This window comes from Bosea sp. (in: a-proteobacteria) (assembly GCA_023910605.1).
In the GTDB taxonomy this organism is placed as follows: Bacteria; Pseudomonadota; Alphaproteobacteria; order Rhizobiales; family Beijerinckiaceae; genus Allobosea.
Genome location: JAAVVV010000001.1, coordinates 1,164,577 through 1,184,267 on the forward strand (window position 1 = coordinate 1,164,577; position 19,691 = coordinate 1,184,267).

Consider the following 19,691-nt stretch of genomic DNA (forward strand, 5'->3'; position numbering starts at 1 on the left):
AAACCATGGCGGGCCTGGGCAGCGCGATCGTCGCAGGCTGGATGAGGAGGCTGACATGGCATGGTATTCTCAAACCTGGAACTGGCTCGACGGCGAGTGGCTCGACGGCAATCCCGGCATCATGGGCCCGCGCACGCACGGCGCATGGCTGGCCTCCACCGTGTTCGACGGCGCCCGCATCTTCGACGGCATGATGCCCGACATGGATCGCCATGCCGCCCGCGTGAACCGTTCCGCCGAGGGCATGGGCCTCAACCCGACCATCGCGGCCGATGACATCGTGTCTCTGGCGCGCGAGGGCGCGCGCAAGTTCGCGCCCGGCAAGGCGATCTACGTCAAGCCAATGTACTGGGGCGAGGCCGACGGGCCGTCCACGATCATGGCCGATCCTGAGTCCACCCGCTTCTGCCTGTGCCTGTTCGAGGCCGCGATGCCTCCGCCCACCGTGGGCTTCTCGGTGACGCTGTCGAAGTTCCGCCGGCCCACGCCCGAGACGATGCCGACCGACTCAAAGGCCGGCTGCCTCTATCCCAACAATGCCCGCGCCCTGCGCGCCGCCAAGCAGTCCGGCTTCGACAACGCGCTTGTCCTCGACATGCTCGGCAATGTCGCCGAGACCACGACCTCGAATGTCTTCATGGTCAAGGACGGGGTGGTGAAGACCCCTGCCATCAATGGCACCTTCCTCAACGGGATCACGCGCCAGCGCACCATCGCGCTGCTCAGGGCGGAGGGTTACACGGTCGAGGAAACGACGCTGCGCTATGGCGATTTCGAGGCCGCGGACGAGATCTTCTCGTCAGGCAATTATTCCAAGGTCATGCCGATCACCCGCATCGACGACCGCGAATTGCAGCCAGGCCCGATCACGCGGAAGGCCCGCGAACTCTACATGGACTTCGCACTCGCGGCGAAGGTCTGAAGACGCGAGCCGGCTTACAGGCCTTGCGAGGGCTCGCTGGCCCCGCTGCCGGCCTCTCGCGGCGTGCGGCCCCTGCGTCCGGGCAGCCTGAGATCAAAGCGCAGCTGCCGGGCCAGCGCCCAGGCGGCTGCGCCATAGGCCAGCATCGCCGGGGCTCCAAGGAGGATCGCCGCTGCCAGCGCCTGCTCGCGCGGCAGCAACGAGGCGGCCTGTTCGGCGAGGGGACGGGCCGTCAGGACGCAAAGCTCGAAGGCGATGGCGCCGGCGAAGGCGATGATCGCGGCCTTGACCAGCGTGTTGTCGGGCGTTGTCCAGCCGCGCCGCGCCGCCAGCGCATAAAGGATGCCGAGGTTGACCCAGGCTCCTATGGAGGTGGACAGCGCAAGGCCCGCCGCGCCCATCTCTCCCGACAGAACGATCTTGAGAGCCACGTTGACGCCGAGCGCCGTGAGCGAGGCGATGACGGGCGTGGCTGTGTCGCCGCGCGCGAAGAAGCTGGCCACCACGGAGCGGATGAGAAGCACCGGCGTCAGGCCCACCGCGTAGGCGAGCAGCACGACCGCCGCGCCGTCGGCCGCCGCCGCATCGAAGGCGCCGCGGCCGAACAGGGCCCGCACCAGCAGGTCCGGCATGGTGAGGAAGGCCGCGACGAAGGGCAGCGACAGGATCAGCGTCATGCCGATGGCGCGGTTCTGCTCGTGATGCGCCGCGCCCTCCTGGCCTGCCGCAATCAGCCGGCTCATCGTGGGCAGCACCACGGTTCCGGCCGCGATGCCGATGACGCCTACCGGCAGCTGGTAGATGCGGTCGGCATAGTAGATGGCCGCATAGGACCCTGACGGCAGGAAGGAGGCGAGAATCGTATCGGCCAGCACCGCGATCTGCACCCCGGCGGAACCCAGCACGGCCGGCCCCAGTGCGGTGAGGAACTGCTTGACGTCCCCGTCCACGGCAGGGCGGGTCAGGGTCGCCATCACCCCCGCGCGTCGGGCGACGAGCGTCAGCAGCGCCCATTCCGCTACCCCCGCGATCGCGACGCCCCAGGCTGCGGCATGGGCCGCGCTGGGAAAGAGAAAGGCCACCGCCATGGCCGCCACCACCGACACATTGAGCAGCACCGGCGCGAAGGCCGCGGCGGCGAACTTGTCGACGGCATTGAGCAGCCCCGCCTGCAGCGTCACCAGCGTGATGAACAGCAGATAGGGAAAGGCGATGCGCGCCAGCGCCACGGTCAGCGCAAGCTGGTCCGGGTTTGCGCGCTGCCCGGGCGCGATCGCGGCCACGATCCACGGCATGAAGGGCAGGGCCAGCGCCAGGATGCCCAGCTGGACCAGAAGAATCAGCGTGAAGACGCGGTCCGCGAAAAGCTGGGCTGCGGCCACGCCGGCCTGCTCGCGCAGCCGCGCATAGGAGGGAATGAAGGCGGAGGAAAAGGCGCCTTCGCCGAAGATGGCCCTGAACTGGTTGGGCAGCCTTTGCGCGATCACGAAGGCGTCCATCATGGCGCTGGCGCCCAGCACGGCCGCCAGCATGATGTCGCGGACGAAACCGGTGAGCCGCGAAAGCAGCGTGAATCCGCCAACAGAGAGAATCTTCTTGAACATGGGCGATTGGAACCGTCGCGCGGCTGGGACGGCCGGTCAACTCCAGCCGCCGCAGCCCTGGCGTCAGCCGTGGCCCTGCTGAAGCGCCGGGCGCGGCGTTTGCCGCTCGTCGCGCGCCGCGCCGACATCGATGCCGTCGAGGCCGACGCGCTCGCCGACGAGGTAGAGCGGGCGGCGCTTCACCTCCGCGAAGATGCGCCCGACATATTCGCCGATCATGCCCAGCGAGATGAGCTGGATGCCCGAGAAGAACATGATCGAAACCACCAGCGTGGGAAAGCCCGGCAGATCGGTGCCGAATAGCAGCGTGCGCAGCGCAAAGTAGATCGCAGCGGCCGTGGCGAGGCAGGCGATCATCACCCCGAAATAGGTGGCGATCTTCAGCGGCACCGTCGAGAAGGACGAAATCCCGTCGAAGGCGAAGCTGAACAGCTTTCGATAATTGAACTTGGTGGCGCCATGCAGGCGCTCGGCGACCTGAAACTCGACGCCAATGCTGCGGAAGCCCACCCAGGCGTAGAGCCCCTTGGAGAAGCGGGCGCGCTCGCCCATGGCGCACAGGGCATCGACGGCCTTGCGGTCCATCAGGCGGAAATCGCCTGCGCCCTCCGGTAGTTGCGTCTCGCCGAACCGCTCGAACAGGCGATAGAAGGCGCGGGCGAAGCTGCGCTTGACGCGGCCTTCGCCGTCCCGGTCCGAGCGCACGCCGTAGACCATGCCGTAGCCCTCGCGCCAGCGGGCGAGGAAGGTCACCAGAACGGCCGGCGGATGCTGAAGGTCCGCGTCCATGATGGCCACCGCACGACCCCTGGCATGGTCGAGCCCGGCGGCGATGGCGATCTCCTTCCCGAAATTGCGGCTGAAGGAGACAGCGCGGAGCCGACCGTCCTCGGCATTCATCTGGCGGATCACGGCCAGCGAATCGTCGGCGCTGCCGTCATCGACGAAGATCACTTCCCAGCCTTCTGCCTCGCGCTCAAGCACCGGGCGCAAGGCGTCCATCAGCGGGCGAAGGTTCCGCGCCTCGTTGAAGACGGGGATCACCACGGAAACTTCGATGCCGGGATCTGTCCTGACCGCCTGAACCACGCTAATCTTCCTGTCAGCCGCGAGCCGCAGCGGCGTACAAAAGCCGATCGTGACGCCTGCGGCAAGCTTGGCTGTGGCCGGCCGCGCCCGGGCGGCCTGCAAATGTCAGTGTCTGCATGGAAATGAACGGAAGATGAGCCGCCTCGTCCTGTGCGCCGATGATTACGCCCTCACCGATGGGGTGAGCCGGGCGATCCTCGAACTGCTCGCATCGCGACGCATCAGCGCCACCGGCGCGATGACCTCCCGCCCCGGCTGGAAGGGCTGGGCAGCGCCTCTGCTGGTCTATGCCGATGTTGCCGATCTGGGCGTGCACCTCAACCTGACCTGCGCCGCGCCGCTGGGCTCTATGCCCAATCTGTGCCGCGAAGGGCGCTTCCCGGGCCTGCGGACCGTGATAAGGGCCGCGCTGACCTCGGCCGCCGCGCGGGACGAGATTGCGCGCGAGATCGCGCGCCAGCTCGCCGCCTTCGAGGACGCCACCGGCCGCGCGCCGGATTTCATCGATGGCCATCAGCATGTCCATGCCATGCCCGGCGTCCGCTCGCTGCTGCTGGATGCGGTCGCGCGGCGCTATGCGCCCGGCAGCCTCTACATTCGCGATCCGGCCGACAGCATCGCGGCCATTAGAAACCGTGGCGTGGCGGTGCCCAAGGCGCTCGTCATTGCGGCCCTTTCGCGCGGCTTCGGCAGTGCGGCGCGGAAGAGGGGCTTTCCGGTGAATGCGGGCTTCTCAGGCATCTCGCCTTTCGATCCGGCGCGGGATTTCGCGCGTGATCTCGAGCGCTTCGTGATCGCGCCCGGCCCCCGGCATCTGATGATGTGCCATCCGGGCTTCGTCGACGACGAGCTGAGGGCGCTCGATCCGGTCGTGGAGACACGGATGCAGGAATTTGAAGTGCTGCGGCACGGCGCGCTGCCGGGTGGGTTCCAGCCCGCGCGGTTCAGCCAGCTTGTGACGCTGCCCGGTGGCGCGGCGGTCGCCTGACGCCAGCCGGGCACCGGCATGACAAGGGCGGGACGCAAAAGCGCCCGCCCTGTCGATGCCCGAAGAGTTATCAGGCGATGGCTTCGCCATAGAGCTTGGCCACGTATTCCCAGTTCACCAGGCTCTCGATGAAGGCCTTGCAGTAGTCCGGGCGACGGTTGCGGTAGTCGATGTAGTAGGAATGCTCCCACACGTCGTTGCCGAGAATCGGCCTGGCGCCATGCACCAGCGGGCTCTCTCCGTTCGGCGTCTTCATCACCACGATCTTGCCGTTCTGTACGGCCAGCCAGTGCCAGCCCGACCCGAACTGGCCGACGCCGGCCGCGATGAAGTCCTCCTTCATCTTCTCGATCGAGCCGAAGGCGTCGACGATGGCCTTCTCGAGGGCGCCCGGGATCGGGCCGCCGCCATTGGGCTTCATCCAGTGCCAGAAATGCATGTGGTTGTAGTGCTGGCCGGCATTGTTGAAGAGGGCGGCGTTCTTGCCGAACGAGCCCTTGACGATGTCCTCAAGGCTCTTGCCCTCGAACTCCGTGCCCTTGATCAGGTTGTTGCCGTTGTTGACGTAGGCGAGGTGATGCTTGTCGTGATGATACTCCAGCGTCTCCTTCGACATGTAGGGCTGGAGCGCGTCGTGGGCATAGGGCAGGTCGGGCAGCGTGAAGGACATGGATCTCTCCCAGTGTGGCGTGGATATGGGGGCGGCCCGGCCCGCGATGGGTTCGGGCCAGACCCCGTGGTGCTGACGCGCGCCCGTTTGCCGGGAGCAGCTCGTTCGGATAGTTAGGCCTCCGTCGGGCCAAGGACAACCGCCGAGCCGTCGCAGGATTTGGCTTTGCATGCGTTCATGGCTACAATCGTGTCATATGACCGCCTTGCCGGTCGATTGGAGACGGTGCGTTGGGGTTGATTTCGCAGTTGCTTGGGCTGTTTCTGCTTGTGGCAGGCTTCGGCCTGGGAGTCTGGGGCGCGCCGTATTACATGCTCGACTGGGGTGGCGTCCTGGTTGTCACGGGCACCATCCTCGCCTCGTGCGGGTTGATCGTGCTTCTTTTGGGCACCCTGTTGCTCAGGATATCGTCGCTCGCGGCCGAAATGTCCGCCCTCCGATCCGCCACGCTCTCGCCGCCCGGCTTCGATCCGCAATCCGCGCATGAGGCCTTGGCGATTGACGCGCATGCAGCGGCGCCTGGCCCCGCTGACAGCCAGTTCGAGCTCGACATCGCGCGGGCCCAGCTCAAACCGCCGGCGCTGGCTGCATCGGCGCAGGACCGCCCGGCGCCCGATCGCGGCGCCATCGCGGTTCCGGCCGTGGCCGCCGCCGGCGCGCTCGCCGTGGCTGCGCAGAGCATCTTCAGCGCCGTGAGCCCGTCTGCCTCCGACCGGCCGGCAGCAGACGAGGACACAGCCGGAGGCCGCGTCGATCCATCCTTCTGGGCAGCCGACGTCCCGGCCGGCGTGGCGGATGACGCAGCTCCTGCTTATCACGGTCCGGCTCATGCAGGCCCGGCTTACGACCTCGCGGCCGAGGATCGCTCCCCCGCGCCGGATTTCGTCTCCGATGTCCCGACTGATGAGGCGGCCGACCGGCCCGGGCTTTCAGACATGGACCGGCATTCCCTGGACCGGCTGCTGGCGCAGCTCGATGTTGAAGCAGGCGCGCCTTCGGAAGCGCCCGGCAGGCTGCCCGGGCCGGAACAGGAGCCCGGACCGGAGCTGCAATCCGCGGCGGAACTCCGGATGCCTGTGCCCTCTGCTGAGGAGCACGAGTATTTCGCCCGCATCGACCGCGCCGCGCTCAGCCTTCAATCGCTGCCAGCCGCCGACGACATCGCCCCCATCGAAGAGGCCGCGCCATCCTTCCTGGAACCGGAACCGGTGCGCCCCTCCGTCCCGGATGGCACGTTCGCCGCTCTGCGCGCGGATCTCGAAGGGCGATTCCATCAGGACCCGCCATACCCGGCCGAGGCCGTCGATGCGGCTCATGCTGCACCCCCTGGCGACCCTGTCGCCGCCGATGCAATGGCGGCTTCCGCGCCTTCTGAAGACCATGGACCTGACCAGCGTCAGGACCAAGGCCCCAACTGGTTCGGCGATGATCGCGACGATGCGCCGATCCTGACAGATGTCGCCGCCGGCCATGGCCCGGCGCGCTCGGGCGAGCCTTATGCATCTGACGATGCTGTTTCAGAAGAGCCGCCTGCTTACGATCCGCAGGCGCCGGAATCCACCTTTCTGGAGCCGCCGCCTGCGCCGATGGCCTCCGACGAAGGCGTGGTCGCGGCTTACACCATGGGCGACAGCGCCTATGCCTTGTTGGCGAACGGGCAGATCCGCGTGACGACCCCGGAGGGCGAGCACCTGTTCGGTTCCACGGAGGAGCTCAAGCTGTTCATGGCCAGGCGGCGCGGAACCATCTGAACCGCTATTTGACCAGCGGCGCCAGCGCGCGGAAATCGGGCGTGGCGGCGCGTTCCAGCCACTCGAACACGGCCATCTCGGCCGTCACGAGATCGGCCCCGGCCTTCTGCGCCCTTGCCAGCGCCGTGTCGATGCTCACGGCGGCGCGGCTCGAGCAGGCATCCACGACCAGCGCCACATGAAAGCCCTGCTCGATCGCCTCGAGCACGCTTTGCAGCACGCAGACATGGGTTTCGGCTCCGCAGACCACAAGCAGGTCGCGCCCGCCATGCCGGAGCGTGGCCAGCCTTTCGGCGATCGCCGGCTCCGACAGGCAGGAGAAGGTGATCTTCTCGAGCGTCACGGCGGATGCGGGAAGCGCCTCCCTGACGGCCGTCACCGAAGGGCCGAGCCCCTTCACATACTGCTCCGACACCGTGACCGGTATTCCCAGCCGGTCAGCCCCCGCCAGCAGCAGGCGGATGTTGCGCAGCATCGCGTCCGGTGCGATCACGGCCGGGCTCAGCCTTTCCTGCGCGTCGACCACGAGAAGTTGCGAGCGCGAAGCCTTGAGGCGCATCATGCAGAGCCCTCTCCGATCGTCTTGAATCCATCGGCCGCCTTGATCGCGAAAGCATAGGCCATGGCGGTCTCCTTCAGCGAATCGAATCGCCCCGCCGCCCCGCCATGGCCGGCCGACATGTGGACATGCAGCAGGATGGGCCCGCCCCCTGTCATGCGCGCGCGCAGACGCTGCACCCATTTCGCCGGCTCCCAATAGGTCACGCGCGGGTCGGTCAGCCCCGCGATGGCTAGGATCGGCGGATAGGGCTGCGCCTTCACCTGTTCATAGGGCGCGTAGGACCGGATGGTCCTGAAAGCCACCGGATCGGTGATCGGGTTGCCCCATTCGGGCCACTCGGGCGGCGTGAGCGGCATGGAGGCATCCATGATGGTGTTCAGCGCATCAACGAAGGGGACATCGGCGATGATCCCCGCGAAGAGGTCGGGGGCCATGTTCGCCACGGCGCCCACCAGCAGCCCGCCCGCGCTGCCGCCTTCGGCGATGATCCGGCCGCGGCTGGTGTAGCCGAGCCTGGCGAGCTCTTCGCCGACCGCGATGAAGTCGGTGAAGCTGTTCGGCTTTTTGGCGAGCTTGCCGTCAAGATACCACGACCAGCCTTTCTCGGTGCCGCCCCTGACATGGGCGATGGCATAGACGAAACCGCGGTCCACGAGGCTCAGCGGTCTCACCCGGAAGGAGGCCGACATGGATGAGCCATAGGAGCCGTAGCCGTAAAGCAGGCAGGGCGCCGTCCCGTCGAGGTCGAGATCGGCGAGATGCAGCAGCGAGACCGGGACCTGCGCCCCGTCCGGCGCTGTCGCGAAGATGCGGCGCACGGTGTAGCGCGCCGGATTGTGGCCGGACGGGACCTCCTGCGTCTTGATCAGGATCCGCTCGCGCGTCGCCATGTTGTAGTCATAGGTCTCGGCCGGGCGCGCCATGGAGGCATAGGTGAAGCGCAGCCAGTCGGTGTCGAACTCGAGGCCTGCATCCATGCCCAGCCCGTAGGCTTCCTCGTCGAAGGCTATGGCGCCTTCCTCGCCCGTGGCGAGATCACGGATCACGATGCGGGGCAGCGAATTCTCGCGCTCCATCCGCACCAGCCGGCCTCTGAGGCAGACATGGCTGATGATCATGCAGCCTTCGCGAAAGGGCACGAGGTCGCGCCAATGGTCGATCTGCGGCGTCGCCACCGGCGCCGTCATGATCTTGAAGTCGATCGCCCCGTCCTTGTTCGTGAGGAGGTAGAAGAGCTCCCCGTGATGCTCGACATCATAGCGCAGCCCTACCTGCCGGGGATGGATCACCCGGGCGGGACTCTCGGGGCGGTCAAGCTCAACGAGGCGGACCTCCGAGGTCTCGTGGTCGCCGATGTCGATCAGCAGGTAGGCGCCTGACTGTGTCTGCGAGATCGACACGAACATGCCCGCATCATCTTCCTCGTGGACGAGCGAATCGCTCGCCTGCGGCTGGCCGACGATGTGGCGCAGCACGCGCGAAGGGCGATGGTTCGCATCCATGGCCACATAGAAGAAGCTGGCCGAATCGCTGGCCCAGACCACGTCGCCCATGGTTCCCGTAACGGCGTCGGACAGGTCCTCGCCCGTGCCGAGTTCCCGCACGCGGATGGTGTAGAGTTCCGATCCCGCCTCGTCAGCGCTCCAGGCCATGCAAGCATGGTCGGGCGAATGGGCATGGTCGCCAAGATCGAAGAAATCCTTGCCGCGGGACAGCGCATGCCCGTCCAGCAGCTTCTGCTCCGCGCCGCCGGCACGGGGCCGGCGGCAGATGACGGGATGTTCCCCGCCGCGATTGTAGCGCTCATAATAGGAGAAGGGGCCGTCATGGGAGGGCGGTGCGCTGTCATCCTCCTTCATGCGGGCGCGCATTTCCGCCACCAGCAGCTTCTGCAAGGTCTCGGTATCCTTGAGCAGCGCCTTGGCGTAGCGGTTTTCCGAACGCAGCAGAGTGGCGATGTTCGGCGCCAGCGTGTCGGGGTCGCGCAGCACCTCCTGCCAGTTCTCGGCACGGATCCAGGCATATTCATCAGTCCAGCTTTCGCCATGGGCGCTGAAGCTTGCATCGACCTTCGGGGCAAGCGGTGGTCTGGCTCTCTGGGATCGGGTCATGGGAACAGGCCTTGCTCATGGTTCTGCCAGGGCGCGCGCTCCGCGCGCCCTGGCTTCGATCCGTCATCTAGGGCATGGCCGGCCCTTGCGCCGCAAGGGCCGCGAGTCCATCGCCGACGGGGCATGATCGCGTTCCGACAGTGCTTGCCCTTTGGTCAACAAGTATTCGCCCGATTCATGCAGTTGTCCGGCTGTGAAGGTGTGCCGGGTCCTGCATCCAGCACCGCAAGGCGCTGCGGGAGCATCATTTCGCTGAACGCCAGCATCGCCTCCGTGCCGCGATGAGCGCGTCGGCGAATGCGGCTAAACCATGCGTTTTTCGTGATCTGCGCGGAATAAACCCTCGCTGACGCCAATCCTGGCGGTGCTGGGTCCTCTCTTTTCCGTGTGTCTGTCTGCTTTGCTGAATGGCCAAGCTACAGGTGGAATAGGGACAATTGAGTGCGATTTCGTAAAGCTTTTTACTTGATGTTAGTTTCGTGGCGACTTATGAGTAACGGGACGCCTACGTGTAGTTTATGCAGATGAGCGTGTGTCCACGGTGGGGTTTATGCGGGGCAGTTCGTGCTCAGCCTCTTCGTGCAATGCGTTTCGGTCTAATTTTCCGTTGAAAAAACCGCTTATAGAATTTGGAGAGCAATATCATGTCTGATTCGGGGATGCCTAACTATATCGAGCTGACCGCAGACATCGTGTCCGCCTACCTGGCGAACAACACCGTCTCGTCATCCGATATTCCCTCCTTGATCAGCGACATCCACATGGCCCTCGTGAAGGTCTCGGCCGGGCAGGACATCCCGGTCGTGTCTGAACCGGCCAAGCCGGCTGTGCCCGTCAAGAAGTCGATCACCAGCGACTACATCATCTGTCTTGAGGACGGAAAGAAGTTCAAGTCGTTGAAGCGGCATCTGCGCACGGCCTACAACATGTCGCCTGAACAGTATCGGGAGAAGTGGGGCCTGCCACAGGACTATCCGATGGTCGCCCCCAACTATGCCGAAGCCCGCTCACAGCTGGCCAAGCAGATGGGCCTTGGCCAGAAGCGCAAGCGCGGCCGTTGATCGCGGCGCGCTGCATGATTCCAGAAGACGCGGCCTGATCCGTCAGGCTGCGTTTTTCTTGATGCGACCGGCAGCGCCGGGCCGTAGGCCTCGCCTCTGCCCGTGACGCTTCCTGAAGACCCGCGCCATGGGTGAGCCGCCCCTTGCTGGCGTCGCTCAACACGGGCTTGCTTTTTTGCATCCCATTGCATAGGAATAAAATCCTATGCAAACGAGGAGTGCAGGCCATGACCAAGCGGGATCACAGCCAGGAGGGTGGCCAAAAGGCTGCGTCACAGGGCAAGTCCGGAACGCAAACGGAACGCAAGGCAATGCAGGCGCCATGTGAACCGCCGGCTGCGCCGAGCCCGGAACTGGCACGGCTGCTCACGCGGATGCGCGGGCAGGCCCTGACGGCGCGTCGCGATCCCACCGATCCGGCAGCGGTGGTCCTCGTCCGCGGCAGCGAACGTGGCTCGTTGGGCGCAGGTCGCGCACCCCGCGCGCTCATTGACGAAGGCCTGCGCCTTGGCGAGATCCGCGCCTGTGCGAAGGGGCTTTATGCGCCGGCGTCTGCCCAAGACCATTCCGGCGCGGAATCGGCGCCCGACGGTCCCGCGGCCCTCCAGCCCGTGCACGGACAACCCGAGGACGGAGCCGCGGCGCGCTTCAACGAGGCCGAGAGCCCGCTGCTATGGCTATACCGCCGCAAGGGCCAGGATGGCCAGTCCCTGATCGACGATGCCCAGTATCTCGCCGGCGAGCGCTTTCGCCGCGACGTCACAGCGGCGGCGATGCTGCCAAGCGTCACCACCAACTGGAGCCGGATGGAGAGCAGCAGCGGGCAGGGCGCAATCCGCGACCCGGCCTTCGCCTCCGATGCCGCGATGGCCGCGCGGCAGCGCGTGCGGGCCGCCTTCCGCTTGCTGGGCGCGGAGATGGGGCATTTTGTGCTGGATGTCTGCGGCTTTCTCGTGCCGCTTCAGGAGGCTGAGACCCGGCGCGCATGGCCGGCCCGATCAGGCAAGCTTGTGCTCCGCCTCGCGCTTGGCCGTCTGGCGGATCATTACGGCCTGGCGAATGTGGCCACAGGTCCGCGCCGCGCGCCCCTGACAAGCTGGCAGGCAGGCCCCGAGCGCGCTTCCATGGAGGCCTGGCTGCGTACGGAATGAACCGGAGCCCGCTTCTCAAGCCGGGCCAAGCGCCATTCGGGCATCGGCCTTGATGCGCTCCACCATGGCCCTCACGCCGTTCGAGCGCTGCGGGGTGAGGTGCTGCGCGAGGCCGAGCTTCTGGAAGACAGCGCCGGCGTCGGTCGCAAGGATCTCGTCAGGCTTGCGGTTGGAGTAGACCGCGAGGGTCAGGCGCACGAGGCCCTTCACGATGTGGGCGTCGCTGTCCCCGTGGAAGACGAGCGTGCCGTCCGGCAGCGCGCGCGTCTCGATCCAGACCTGGCTTGCGCAGCCGCGCACCTTGTTGGCCTCCGTGCGGGCGGCCTCGTCAAGCGGCTCAAGGTCCCGGCCGAGCTCAATCAGATAGCGGTAACGGTCATCCCAATCATCGATCAGGTCGAAATCGGCCATGATGTCGTCGAGTGTGGTGGTCATGGCTATGGGGCCCCGCCGGCATGATAGCGGCACTCGCGATGTGGGCCGGATCGCGCGGCAAATCAAGCGTGGCGCTTGGCCTGCGGCAGTGGCGCTGGCGCAGATCGCGCCGCGCTCAGGGGCGCTGAAGCGGCGCGCCGCCCTGGCTTTCCGCCAGCGCCATCTCGGTCAGCTTGCGTGCAAGGGCGTCGCGGCTGGCCGGGTCGATGCCGGCCGCGGCGCGCACCGCCAAGGCCGGCGCTGCCGCGACAACATCGGCCAGCAACTGGCCCGGCGCTTCCCGCAGCGCGTCGAGCCGGGCCGTCGGCTCCTGTTCGTGCACGGGCGACCACCAGGCGATCGCTGCGATCAACGCCAGATTGCGCAACGTGCTGAGCATGACGTGCTCTCCGTGGGTTTGCCCGGGACAGGCCGCCGCCGAAATCCGGGCCGGCTTTTTCGATCTCCGCCCAGTCCTAGCAGGCGCCCATGAAGCCGCGGTTCGCTCATTGCGCTAAATGCACATGATGATTTTCAGTCTCTGTTCACCTTGCCGGCAAAACCGCGTGGATGACGGAACTCCTCGCATTGCACGCACAAGACGCTGGATTTATTTGGTTAATTCGTCCCTCGAAGGAATTTTCGTGCCAATGGGCCCGCCGGCCTTAGCTTTCGCTTAAAGAGAGCCAGCGAGGATGCAGCTCACAAGAAGCGGGTGGCCGGTGAAGGTCGCTCCGGGAGCGGCGTATTGCAGTCAGGATGGTTCACCGAAGCCCTGGGCACAGTTCACGACAGGCTCGTCCATCCGGATGCCCGTCGGGACCGCCGCGCGGCTGAAGCGCATGTGCGTTTCATGGCGGCACGCATCGTGTGCGTCAGCATCGCCTGCGGCGTCATGCCGGTCTATCTCCTGCTGCGCGACGCGCCTGCCCTGTTCGAGCTGACCCTGCTCTTCTCCGTCCTGCTGTTGCTGGCGCCGGTGGTCTTCCTCTCCCGCACGGGAGAGCTGGACCGGGCCCATCACCTATCCTCCGTGTTGCTGAGCGGGGCCATCGCCGCCCTCGCCGTCCAGTCGGGCGGCCTTTCGTCCCATGCGCTGCCGCTGCTCTCCATCGTGCTGCTGGACACCGCCATATCCGGCTCGCGCCGGGCGCTTGCCGGCGCCATCGTCAGCGCCATTGCCGCACTGGCCGTCATCGCCGGTGCGCCCGTGGTGGAGCCCAGGGCGCTGCTGTCATCGGGTTTGGTGTCCTCGGTCCTGGTCGCCTATGCGCTGGCAATGGCCTGGATCTTCGTCAACCGCGGCGAGCGCCATGCGCATTCCCAGATGCGCTCGGAGGCCCGCGCCACAGTCGCGCTCGACACGGTCGGCGACATCGTGCTCTGGCGCGAGGCGAGCGGGCAATTCTCCTTCGCCAACGCCGCAGCCCATGCCCATCTCGGCCTTGACTGGCGCGTCTTCGCCGAAAGCCTGCTCTTCGAGCGGATCAACATCGGCGACAGGCCCGCCTACCTCAAGGCGCTCTCCGATGCGCGCAGTGGTCCGGGCCAGGGCCAGGCAATGATCCGCCTCGCGGTCGGGCCGGAACCGAAGCATGGCACGCGCCTGTTCGAGATGTCGGCGCGCCCTGCCGGGCCATATGGCGGCGAGGATGCCGTGGTGATCGCCCTGCGCGACGTGACCGAGCGCCATGCCGCCGACGAGCGGCGCGAGCTGGCCCGCCGGGACGCCGAGCGCATAGCCACCAGCAAGGCCCAGTTTCTCGCCACGATGAGCCATGAGCTGCGCACCCCGCTCAACGCCATCATCGGCTTTTCGGAGCTGCTCACCCAGCCGGCCATCGTGCCGCAGGATGACCCGCGCCGCGATGAATATGCCCGCATCATCAACAGCTCCGGCCAGCATCTGCTTGAGGTCGTGAACGCCATCCTCGACATGTCGAAGATCGAGAGCGGCATGATGACCCTGGACCAGGAGCGGGTGGAGCCCGCCCGCATCATCCAGTCGAGCCAGGAGATCCTCGCCGTGCGGGCTGCGAAAAAGGCTGTCGCGCTCACCGAGGCGATCGCGCCGGAGCTGCCCGACATCATCGCCGATCGCCGCGCGCTCAAGCAGGTCATGCTCAACCTCATGTCGAACGCTGTCAAGTTCACGCCCGCCGGCGGCGAAGTCTCCGTCACCGTCGTGCGCGACCGCGATCATGTCGAGTTCACGGTCACCGATAATGGCTGCGGCATCGCGGAAAGCGATCTCGGCAAGCTCGGAGCGCCCTTCTTCCAGGCAAGCGGGAACTATGACCGGCTGCATGAGGGCACGGGCCTTGGCCTGTCGGTGGTGCGAGGCCTGCTCGGCCTCATGGGCGGCTCGATGATGATCGAGAGCGCGCCCGGCGCCGGCACGCGCGTCGCCTTCCGGCTGCCCATTGCCGGCCTCGGGGCGAACAAGGGCTGCGAGCCGGTCAGCATCATGACGCGCATCCGCGCGCGCCGCCCGTCGCTCGATGGAGCCGAGGGCCACGGGGCGGACGCTCCTGTTGCGTCGCGGCTCAGCGCGTGAAAGCCCGGCCCCACACCATAGCTCTTGCCGGCGTCAGGCCTGTGCCTGCAACCGGAAGCGCCTGTTTCCAGATGAGTTCCGCATGTCCATGACCCTTGCCGCCCGCTCGCATCACGTCCATCACGTCTCGGGTCCCGCCCGGCGCGCGCAGCCCGCAGGCGCCGCCTTCGCGCCGCTGCTCTGGTTCCGCCGCAAGCTGCGCGCGCGGCCTGGCACGACGCTCGCCCACTGCGCCTTTGCCATTGCGGCGGGGCTGATCCTGTTCAATGCGCTGGCCTTCCAGCGCGAGGCCAATACGCGCAGCTTCATCAATGTTTCCGCCGCACAGCCGGCGCGGCCCGACGCGCCCGCGGCCGTCGCCGCTCTTCCGGCCCCGCCGGTGCGCCCGGCAGAGCTTCAGGCGCCCCAGCGCCCTCAGCCTTCTGCCACGCCTTCTGCCACGCCTTCTGCCACGCCCTCTGCCGCGCCCTCTGCCGCGCCCTTGGCTGGCCGGCCGGTCGCCGATGCCTCGCGCGAGGTTGCCGCGCGCGATCCCATCGGCGATCTCATCCGGTCCGGCCAGATCGGCGCCGGCGCAGGGGCGCAGGCTGGCGGCGCGGCTGCGCCTGAGGCCCGGCCCGTCCTGGCCGCTCAGCGTGCGCTCAACCGCGTCGGCGCGGGGCCGGTGAAGGCCGATGGCGTGTTCGGCGAGGAGACCAGGGCCGCGATCGAGCGCTTCGAGCGCGAGCGCCGCATCCCGGTCACCCGTGAGTTGAGCCCACGCACGCTGCGCGAGTTGACGGCGGCGAGCGGTATCCGCATGGAGTGATGAGGCTCTACCGGGGCGGGGCCGCATCACGGAGCACGGCTTGGCGCGTCTGCGCAGCGATTTCTGGGTATCGGCCTATCTGCGCCAGCGCGCCGCTGCTGGCGTCGTCGCCATGCTGCGCCGCCGTGGCGCGGCCGAGGCCGGGGCCATCTTCATCAAGGTCGACAGGCTGGACGGCGCCGCGCGCCTGTTCGCGCCTGCCCCGCCCGATCTCGCGCAAGGGGATGGCGAGCGCCGCTTCGAGCTGGTGCTGGAGGCCGATCCTCTCGCGGTGGAGGATCGCATGGCGCGCGAAATCCGTTTCGACAGCGATTTGTGGCTCGTCGAGGTCGAGGACCGCTCTGGCGAGGCCGGGCTCTGAGGCTGCATCACTTCACGCGGCGGATGCGGTCGACAAGCTTCGTTGCGCCGGGCTTGCGCGTCGCCACGGCTGGCGGGCGCGATGTGTTGCCGCCGGGCGCCATGGCCGGAACATGCTGGCCGGTGCGCCAGGCGCCATGCGGCCAGCAGGCGGCGAGGATCATGTCGGCAGTGGCGCGCGATGTGCCGCGGAGCATCCACACCACGCTGTGGATGGCCTGCGAATCCTGCGCCACAGCGTCGCCCGTGCGCAGGATCATGCGGGTGGCGTCCTCGGGCCTTATCGCGAGCGCGAGGAGCGCGAGCCCCACGATCTCCCGTGCGGGGTCGCTCGTAGCGGCGGCCACGAAGGCCGCGTCCCGCTCGGTGATCGTCGCGATCTCCGTGACAAGGGCCGCGATGCCCTCGAGCGACACGTCCATCAGGCGCGCCAGCTCATCGAGGTTGGCTTCGCGATGGGGCGGCTCAATGCTGCGCTCCACGATGCGTCGTCCGATCGCCTCGCGCATCAGCAGCCGCTGCTCGGCGCTGGCGAAGGGATAGAGCGGGCTCAGCTCCACGATGTCGACATCCGTGCGCTCCAGAAGGGCCTGCGCCAGCAGCTGATCGCTGCGGGCGGCCGTCACCAGCCCGGACGCAACGGCCCGTTGCAGCGAGATGGCATGGTTCTGCGCCAGCGCCAGAGACACGGCCGGCTCGTTGCGGCCCAGCAATTCGAGCTGGTCCATGTCCTCGAGGTCCGGCCGCACCGCCAGCTTTGCGGCAAGCCTCGGATCGGTGTGCGCGGCGGCATCGCGCCGGATGGCGGGCTTCAGCCGGATCGCGCCCTCGATGATCGCCTCGGCGACGCCGCCGCCACGGGCATAGAGCGCGTCGATCAGCGCGGCGGGAGCCTCGTCCCGCCCGGCCAGCCGCATCGCCAGCTCCCTCGCCGTTCGCTCATCCACCATGGGCAGGAGCGTCAAAGCCAGAGACAGGAAAGGCTCGTTGTCAGTTTCGGCGGGCGGCTGGTGCAGGAAAAGCTCGACCTGCACCTTGAGCGTGGCGCGGGCCAGCCCGGGCGAGCTGGCGCTGGCCTGGAGGGCCAGTTCGTCGAAGGGCGATTTGCTATCGTGTCCGGTCGGCATGTTTTGACGCAACGCTTTGACTTTGATCTGTTGTCCGCAGGTTAGAACGAAAGCATTAGCGGTCCGTTAACCATCGGCGGGCCTGATGCGGTTGGAATGTGAGTCGTCGGCAAGGTGGCCATCGCGCGCAATTGACGCGGTTGTCCGATCCTTGGTGAGCCAGAAGCGTCACTTCAGCGTCCGCTTTCCTTCAAGGAGAACGTCATGGGTCAGGTGATCCCGTGGCCGAAGCCGGATAACCGATCGCCTCGGCCCGCACGCGACATCAACGGGCCGGGAGGGCGGATCATCCTGTTCCTCGGCGTCAGATATGAACGGCATGACGAGGCTGCCGGCGTGCCCCCGGACGCCCGCGTCGCCCGTCCAGGGAGCGATAGGCCGCAACGCCGCCGCAAGCGGGTGTGAGTTTCGCACCCGCGCTCCGGGCTATGCCGCCGGCCGCAGCGCTTATCGCCGTGCTTGGCCTCGGTCTCGGGCTTGCGGGCTGTGCATCCGATGTCGGCGATCTGGGCCGGGCGCGTCCTTCCATCTGGAACGATGCCATCATGCCGGCCATCGGCTCCTATGCCGCCTCTGCCCGGGGCGAGCAGGTCTCGTCCTTCCACCTGACCGATGACGAGGAAGAGCTGCGCAGGCGGGCCTGGCGCTTCATCATGCCAGCCCATGAGCGCTCCTGGTTCCACAAGAACGTCCAGGAACTGGCACGCACCCGCATCATCCCGGTGGCCTGGCAGACGCTCTCGCCCGACCGCTATGGCGCGGCGCTGCTGAGTGGGTCCTTCCGCTCCGAGCACTCGCGCTACAGGCGCCTCGCCGAGGATGCGGTCGCCGACATGGCGTTGATCGCGCCCTTCCGGAAGATCGCGCAACGCGTCGCCGTCGCCGACAAGATCCGCATGCGCACCGTCTCCCTGTCGCCGGCCATCGAGCCGCCGACGCCCGAGAACGCGGCAGCGCGTGTCGCGGAGAATGAAGGCATCGTGGCCTGGGTGCGCGAGCGGCTGCGCTATCGCCTCGCGAATTACCGCCATGCGCTTGACAATCTCGTGGTGGAGCTGCCCTCCAGCGAGGCGGTCATGGCCGAGCGCGCCATCCTCGCGCTCGAGGCCGAGGCCAAACTGCTTGAAGCCCTTGCAGGGCATGGTTACCGCGCCGGCGCGACCGTGATCCTCAAGGATTGAGCCGAGCGCCGAACGAAGCGGCGGCAGTGGCTCAACCTGCTGCGCCGCAGGCCATCAGCTTCACCAGCGCTTCCGCCAGAGGCCGGTCCGAAGGCTGGCGCACCAGCGCGCGGGCCACCACGATGCCCTGGCGCGCCGGCGCGATCACCCTGAGTTCCCGCTGCGCCTCGCCGTCATCGTCGGCTGCGACGCGGCGGTCATACTGGCTGCGGTCGAGCACCACGAACTCGATCACCCCGCGCAGCGCCGCGCGGTCGGTCACGGCATAGAACACCCCGCCGCCGTGCAGATGGAGCGAGATCGACAGCGGTGTAGGTCCGGTCCGCGCCGTGATCCTGAACGGGCCGTCCTCAAGGTCGAAGCCGCATGCGGCCATGGCGGTGAGCGGGTCGGCGTCGCGGATGCCAGCATCAGGATCGGCGGAAGCGGCGATCAGGTCCGCCCGTCCGGTTTCGCCGGCCGCCGCGAAGACCGAGGCCGCATCGCGCTGCGCATAGCGCGGGATCAGCAGCACGGTGAGCAGGTGCGCGATGCCTGCAAGCGCCACGAACAGGGCCAGCCGGTGCACGAGGCGCAGCCCGGCGCTCCGCAGCGCCTGTCCCTGAAGCGGCGGCCTGGGCGGCTCGCGAGGAGGTGTGGCAATTGCGGCCGCGCGATCGGAATCGGCTGTGCTCATGACGCGCCGCTCATGGGCAGCCCAGCCTCTCGATGGCGGGCAGCGCCGCCTTGTTGAGCTGCGCCACGCTTGCCGAGGCTGGCGTGTCGTAGAACCGCAGGATCAGCGTGTAACGACCCCGATCGGGCGTCTGCAGCCAGACGCCGGGCTGCACCCGGGCCGACAGCGAAACCGTCACGCGCCCGCCTTCATCGGTGACGATGTCTGCATCGCTGATCGCCGCCGCCTGGTTCGCCAGAAGGGCGCGTCCGCCGCGATCCGCCACGGTCATGGTCCAGCCGCGCGAGGGCAGGGTGGCGCCGGTCAGGCGATAGTCGCAGGCACTGCTCAGCGCGTCTCCCGCATTGTCCACCCGTGCGCTGAACTGCACGCCCTCGCCGGCGGCAAGCGGCAGGTGTGGTCCGCGCGCCAGGATGGCGCGGCCATAAGGGTCGACATCGCTCGCCCCCATGCGCGGGAAGCTCTCCCATGGCCCGATGCTGGCGGCTCCGAGCGGCGGGCGCTCGCCCAGCAGCGCCCAGACCGAGCCCATGCCGGCTGCAAGCGCCCCGAAGACGAGCAGCGCCAGATGGCGCGTCTTCATGTCGGGCCGCGCGGTTCCGGACCGGTCGCGCCACGGCAGCACGAGCGGCGCCTTGCGGGTGCTCCCGGCCATCACC

General features: G+C 67.5%; 19 protein-coding genes. 9 read left to right on the forward strand and 10 right to left on the reverse strand.

Annotated features, from left to right (window positions below; genetic code table 11):
• Nucleotides 1-55: 55 nt before the first annotated feature.
• The gene (locus HEQ16_05815; protein ID MCO4053563.1) at nt 56-922 is read left to right on the forward strand and encodes a branched-chain amino acid aminotransferase; all 867 of its coding nucleotides are present in this window, start codon (nt 56-58) and stop codon (nt 920-922) included.
• A 14-nt stretch (nt 923-936) separates the two neighbouring features.
• Here HEQ16_05815 and murJ read toward each other — a convergent pair whose 3' ends face one another.
• Both murJ and HEQ16_05825 read right to left on the reverse strand, forming a co-directional pair.
• Entirely contained in the window at nt 937-2,526 is a 1,590-nt protein-coding gene (gene murJ / locus HEQ16_05820) for a murein biosynthesis integral membrane protein MurJ (GenBank protein ID MCO4053564.1), read from the reverse strand.
• Nucleotides 2,527-2,589: 63 nt separating this feature from the next.
• A complete protein-coding gene (locus HEQ16_05825) occupies nt 2,590-3,585 on the reverse strand; it encodes a glycosyltransferase family 2 protein (GenBank protein ID MCO4053565.1) in 996 nt (331 codons plus the stop codon).
• Nucleotides 3,586-3,748: 163 nt separating this feature from the next.
• Between HEQ16_05825 and HEQ16_05830 the strand changes: the two genes are divergently transcribed.
• Nucleotides 3,749-4,603, forward strand: coding sequence for a ChbG/HpnK family deacetylase (locus tag HEQ16_05830; GenBank protein ID MCO4053566.1), 855 nt, complete (start codon nt 3,749-3,751; stop codon nt 4,601-4,603).
• Between the two features lie 70 nt (nt 4,604-4,673).
• Here the strand turns inward: HEQ16_05830 and HEQ16_05835 are convergent, their stop codons facing one another.
• The gene (locus tag HEQ16_05835; protein MCO4053567.1) at nt 4,674-5,273 is read right to left on the reverse strand and encodes a superoxide dismutase; all 600 of its coding nucleotides are present in this window, start codon (nt 5,271-5,273) and stop codon (nt 4,674-4,676) included.
• Between the two features lie 230 nt (nt 5,274-5,503).
• Between HEQ16_05835 and HEQ16_05840 the strand changes: the two genes are divergently transcribed.
• Nucleotides 5,504-7,024: a hypothetical protein gene (locus HEQ16_05840; GenBank protein ID MCO4053568.1), complete on the forward strand. Its 1,521-nt coding sequence runs from the start codon at nt 5,504-5,506 to the stop codon at nt 7,022-7,024.
• 4 nt (nt 7,025-7,028) lie between these two features.
• On the opposite strand, the gene HEQ16_05845 is transcribed toward HEQ16_05840, so the two are convergent.
• A complete protein-coding gene (locus HEQ16_05845) occupies nt 7,029-7,583 on the reverse strand; it encodes an isochorismatase family protein (GenBank protein ID MCO4053569.1) in 555 nt (184 codons plus the stop codon).
• Nucleotides 7,583-9,697, reverse strand: coding sequence for a S9 family peptidase (locus HEQ16_05850; protein ID MCO4053570.1), 2,115 nt, complete (start codon nt 9,695-9,697; stop codon nt 7,583-7,585). The genes HEQ16_05845 and HEQ16_05850 overlap by 1 nt, the downstream gene beginning before the upstream one ends.
• 644 nt (nt 9,698-10,341) lie before the next feature.
• Between HEQ16_05850 and HEQ16_05855 the strand changes: the two genes are divergently transcribed.
• The gene (locus HEQ16_05855) at nt 10,342-10,758 is read left to right on the forward strand and encodes a MucR family transcriptional regulator (GenBank protein MCO4053571.1); all 417 of its coding nucleotides are present in this window, start codon (nt 10,342-10,344) and stop codon (nt 10,756-10,758) included.
• 227 nt (nt 10,759-10,985) lie between these two features.
• Nucleotides 10,986-11,909, forward strand: a complete 924-nt coding sequence (locus tag HEQ16_05860; GenBank protein MCO4053572.1) for an ATPase — start codon at nt 10,986-10,988, stop codon at nt 11,907-11,909.
• 15 nt (nt 11,910-11,924) lie between these two features.
• On the opposite strand, the gene HEQ16_05865 is transcribed toward HEQ16_05860, so the two are convergent.
• Nucleotides 11,925-12,344, reverse strand: coding sequence for a SufE family protein (locus tag HEQ16_05865; protein MCO4053573.1), 420 nt, complete (start codon nt 12,342-12,344; stop codon nt 11,925-11,927).
• A gap of 115 nt (nt 12,345-12,459) precedes the next feature.
• Complete coding sequence (locus HEQ16_05870) at nt 12,460-12,723, reverse strand: hypothetical protein (protein ID MCO4053574.1); 264 nt, start codon at nt 12,721-12,723, stop codon at nt 12,460-12,462.
• Nucleotides 12,724-13,176: 453 nt separating this feature from the next.
• Between HEQ16_05870 and HEQ16_05875 the strand changes: the two genes are divergently transcribed.
• The 3 genes from HEQ16_05875 to HEQ16_05885 all read left to right on the forward strand — a co-directional run bounded on the left by HEQ16_05875 (nt 13,177) and on the right by HEQ16_05885 (nt 16,049).
• Entirely contained in the window at nt 13,177-14,880 is a 1,704-nt protein-coding gene (locus HEQ16_05875) for a PAS domain-containing sensor histidine kinase (protein MCO4053575.1), read from the forward strand.
• Between the two features lie 82 nt (nt 14,881-14,962).
• A complete protein-coding gene (locus HEQ16_05880; protein ID MCO4053576.1) occupies nt 14,963-15,688 on the forward strand; it encodes a peptidoglycan-binding protein in 726 nt (241 codons plus the stop codon).
• A 40-nt stretch (nt 15,689-15,728) separates the two neighbouring features.
• On the forward strand, nt 15,729-16,049 hold the full coding sequence (locus tag HEQ16_05885) for a DUF1491 family protein (protein MCO4053577.1): 321 nt from the start codon (nt 15,729-15,731) through the stop codon (nt 16,047-16,049).
• Nucleotides 16,050-16,056: 7 nt separating this feature from the next.
• Here the strand turns inward: HEQ16_05885 and HEQ16_05890 are convergent, their stop codons facing one another.
• Nucleotides 16,057-17,175, reverse strand: a complete 1,119-nt coding sequence (locus HEQ16_05890; protein ID MCO4053578.1) for a hypothetical protein — start codon at nt 17,173-17,175, stop codon at nt 16,057-16,059.
• 401 nt (nt 17,176-17,576) lie between these two features.
• Here HEQ16_05890 and HEQ16_05895 point away from each other — a divergent pair, with 401 nt between their 5' ends.
• The gene (locus HEQ16_05895; GenBank protein ID MCO4053579.1) at nt 17,577-18,356 is read left to right on the forward strand and encodes a hypothetical protein; all 780 of its coding nucleotides are present in this window, start codon (nt 17,577-17,579) and stop codon (nt 18,354-18,356) included.
• Between the two features lie 31 nt (nt 18,357-18,387).
• Here HEQ16_05895 and HEQ16_05900 read toward each other — a convergent pair whose 3' ends face one another.
• Both HEQ16_05900 and HEQ16_05905 read right to left on the reverse strand, forming a co-directional pair.
• Entirely contained in the window at nt 18,388-19,032 is a 645-nt protein-coding gene (locus HEQ16_05900; protein MCO4053580.1) for a hypothetical protein, read from the reverse strand.
• A gap of 10 nt (nt 19,033-19,042) precedes the next feature.
• Nucleotides 19,043-19,687: a DUF1214 domain-containing protein gene (locus HEQ16_05905; GenBank protein MCO4053581.1), complete on the reverse strand. Its 645-nt coding sequence runs from the start codon at nt 19,685-19,687 to the stop codon at nt 19,043-19,045.
• Between the last annotated feature and the right edge of the window lie 4 nt (nt 19,688-19,691).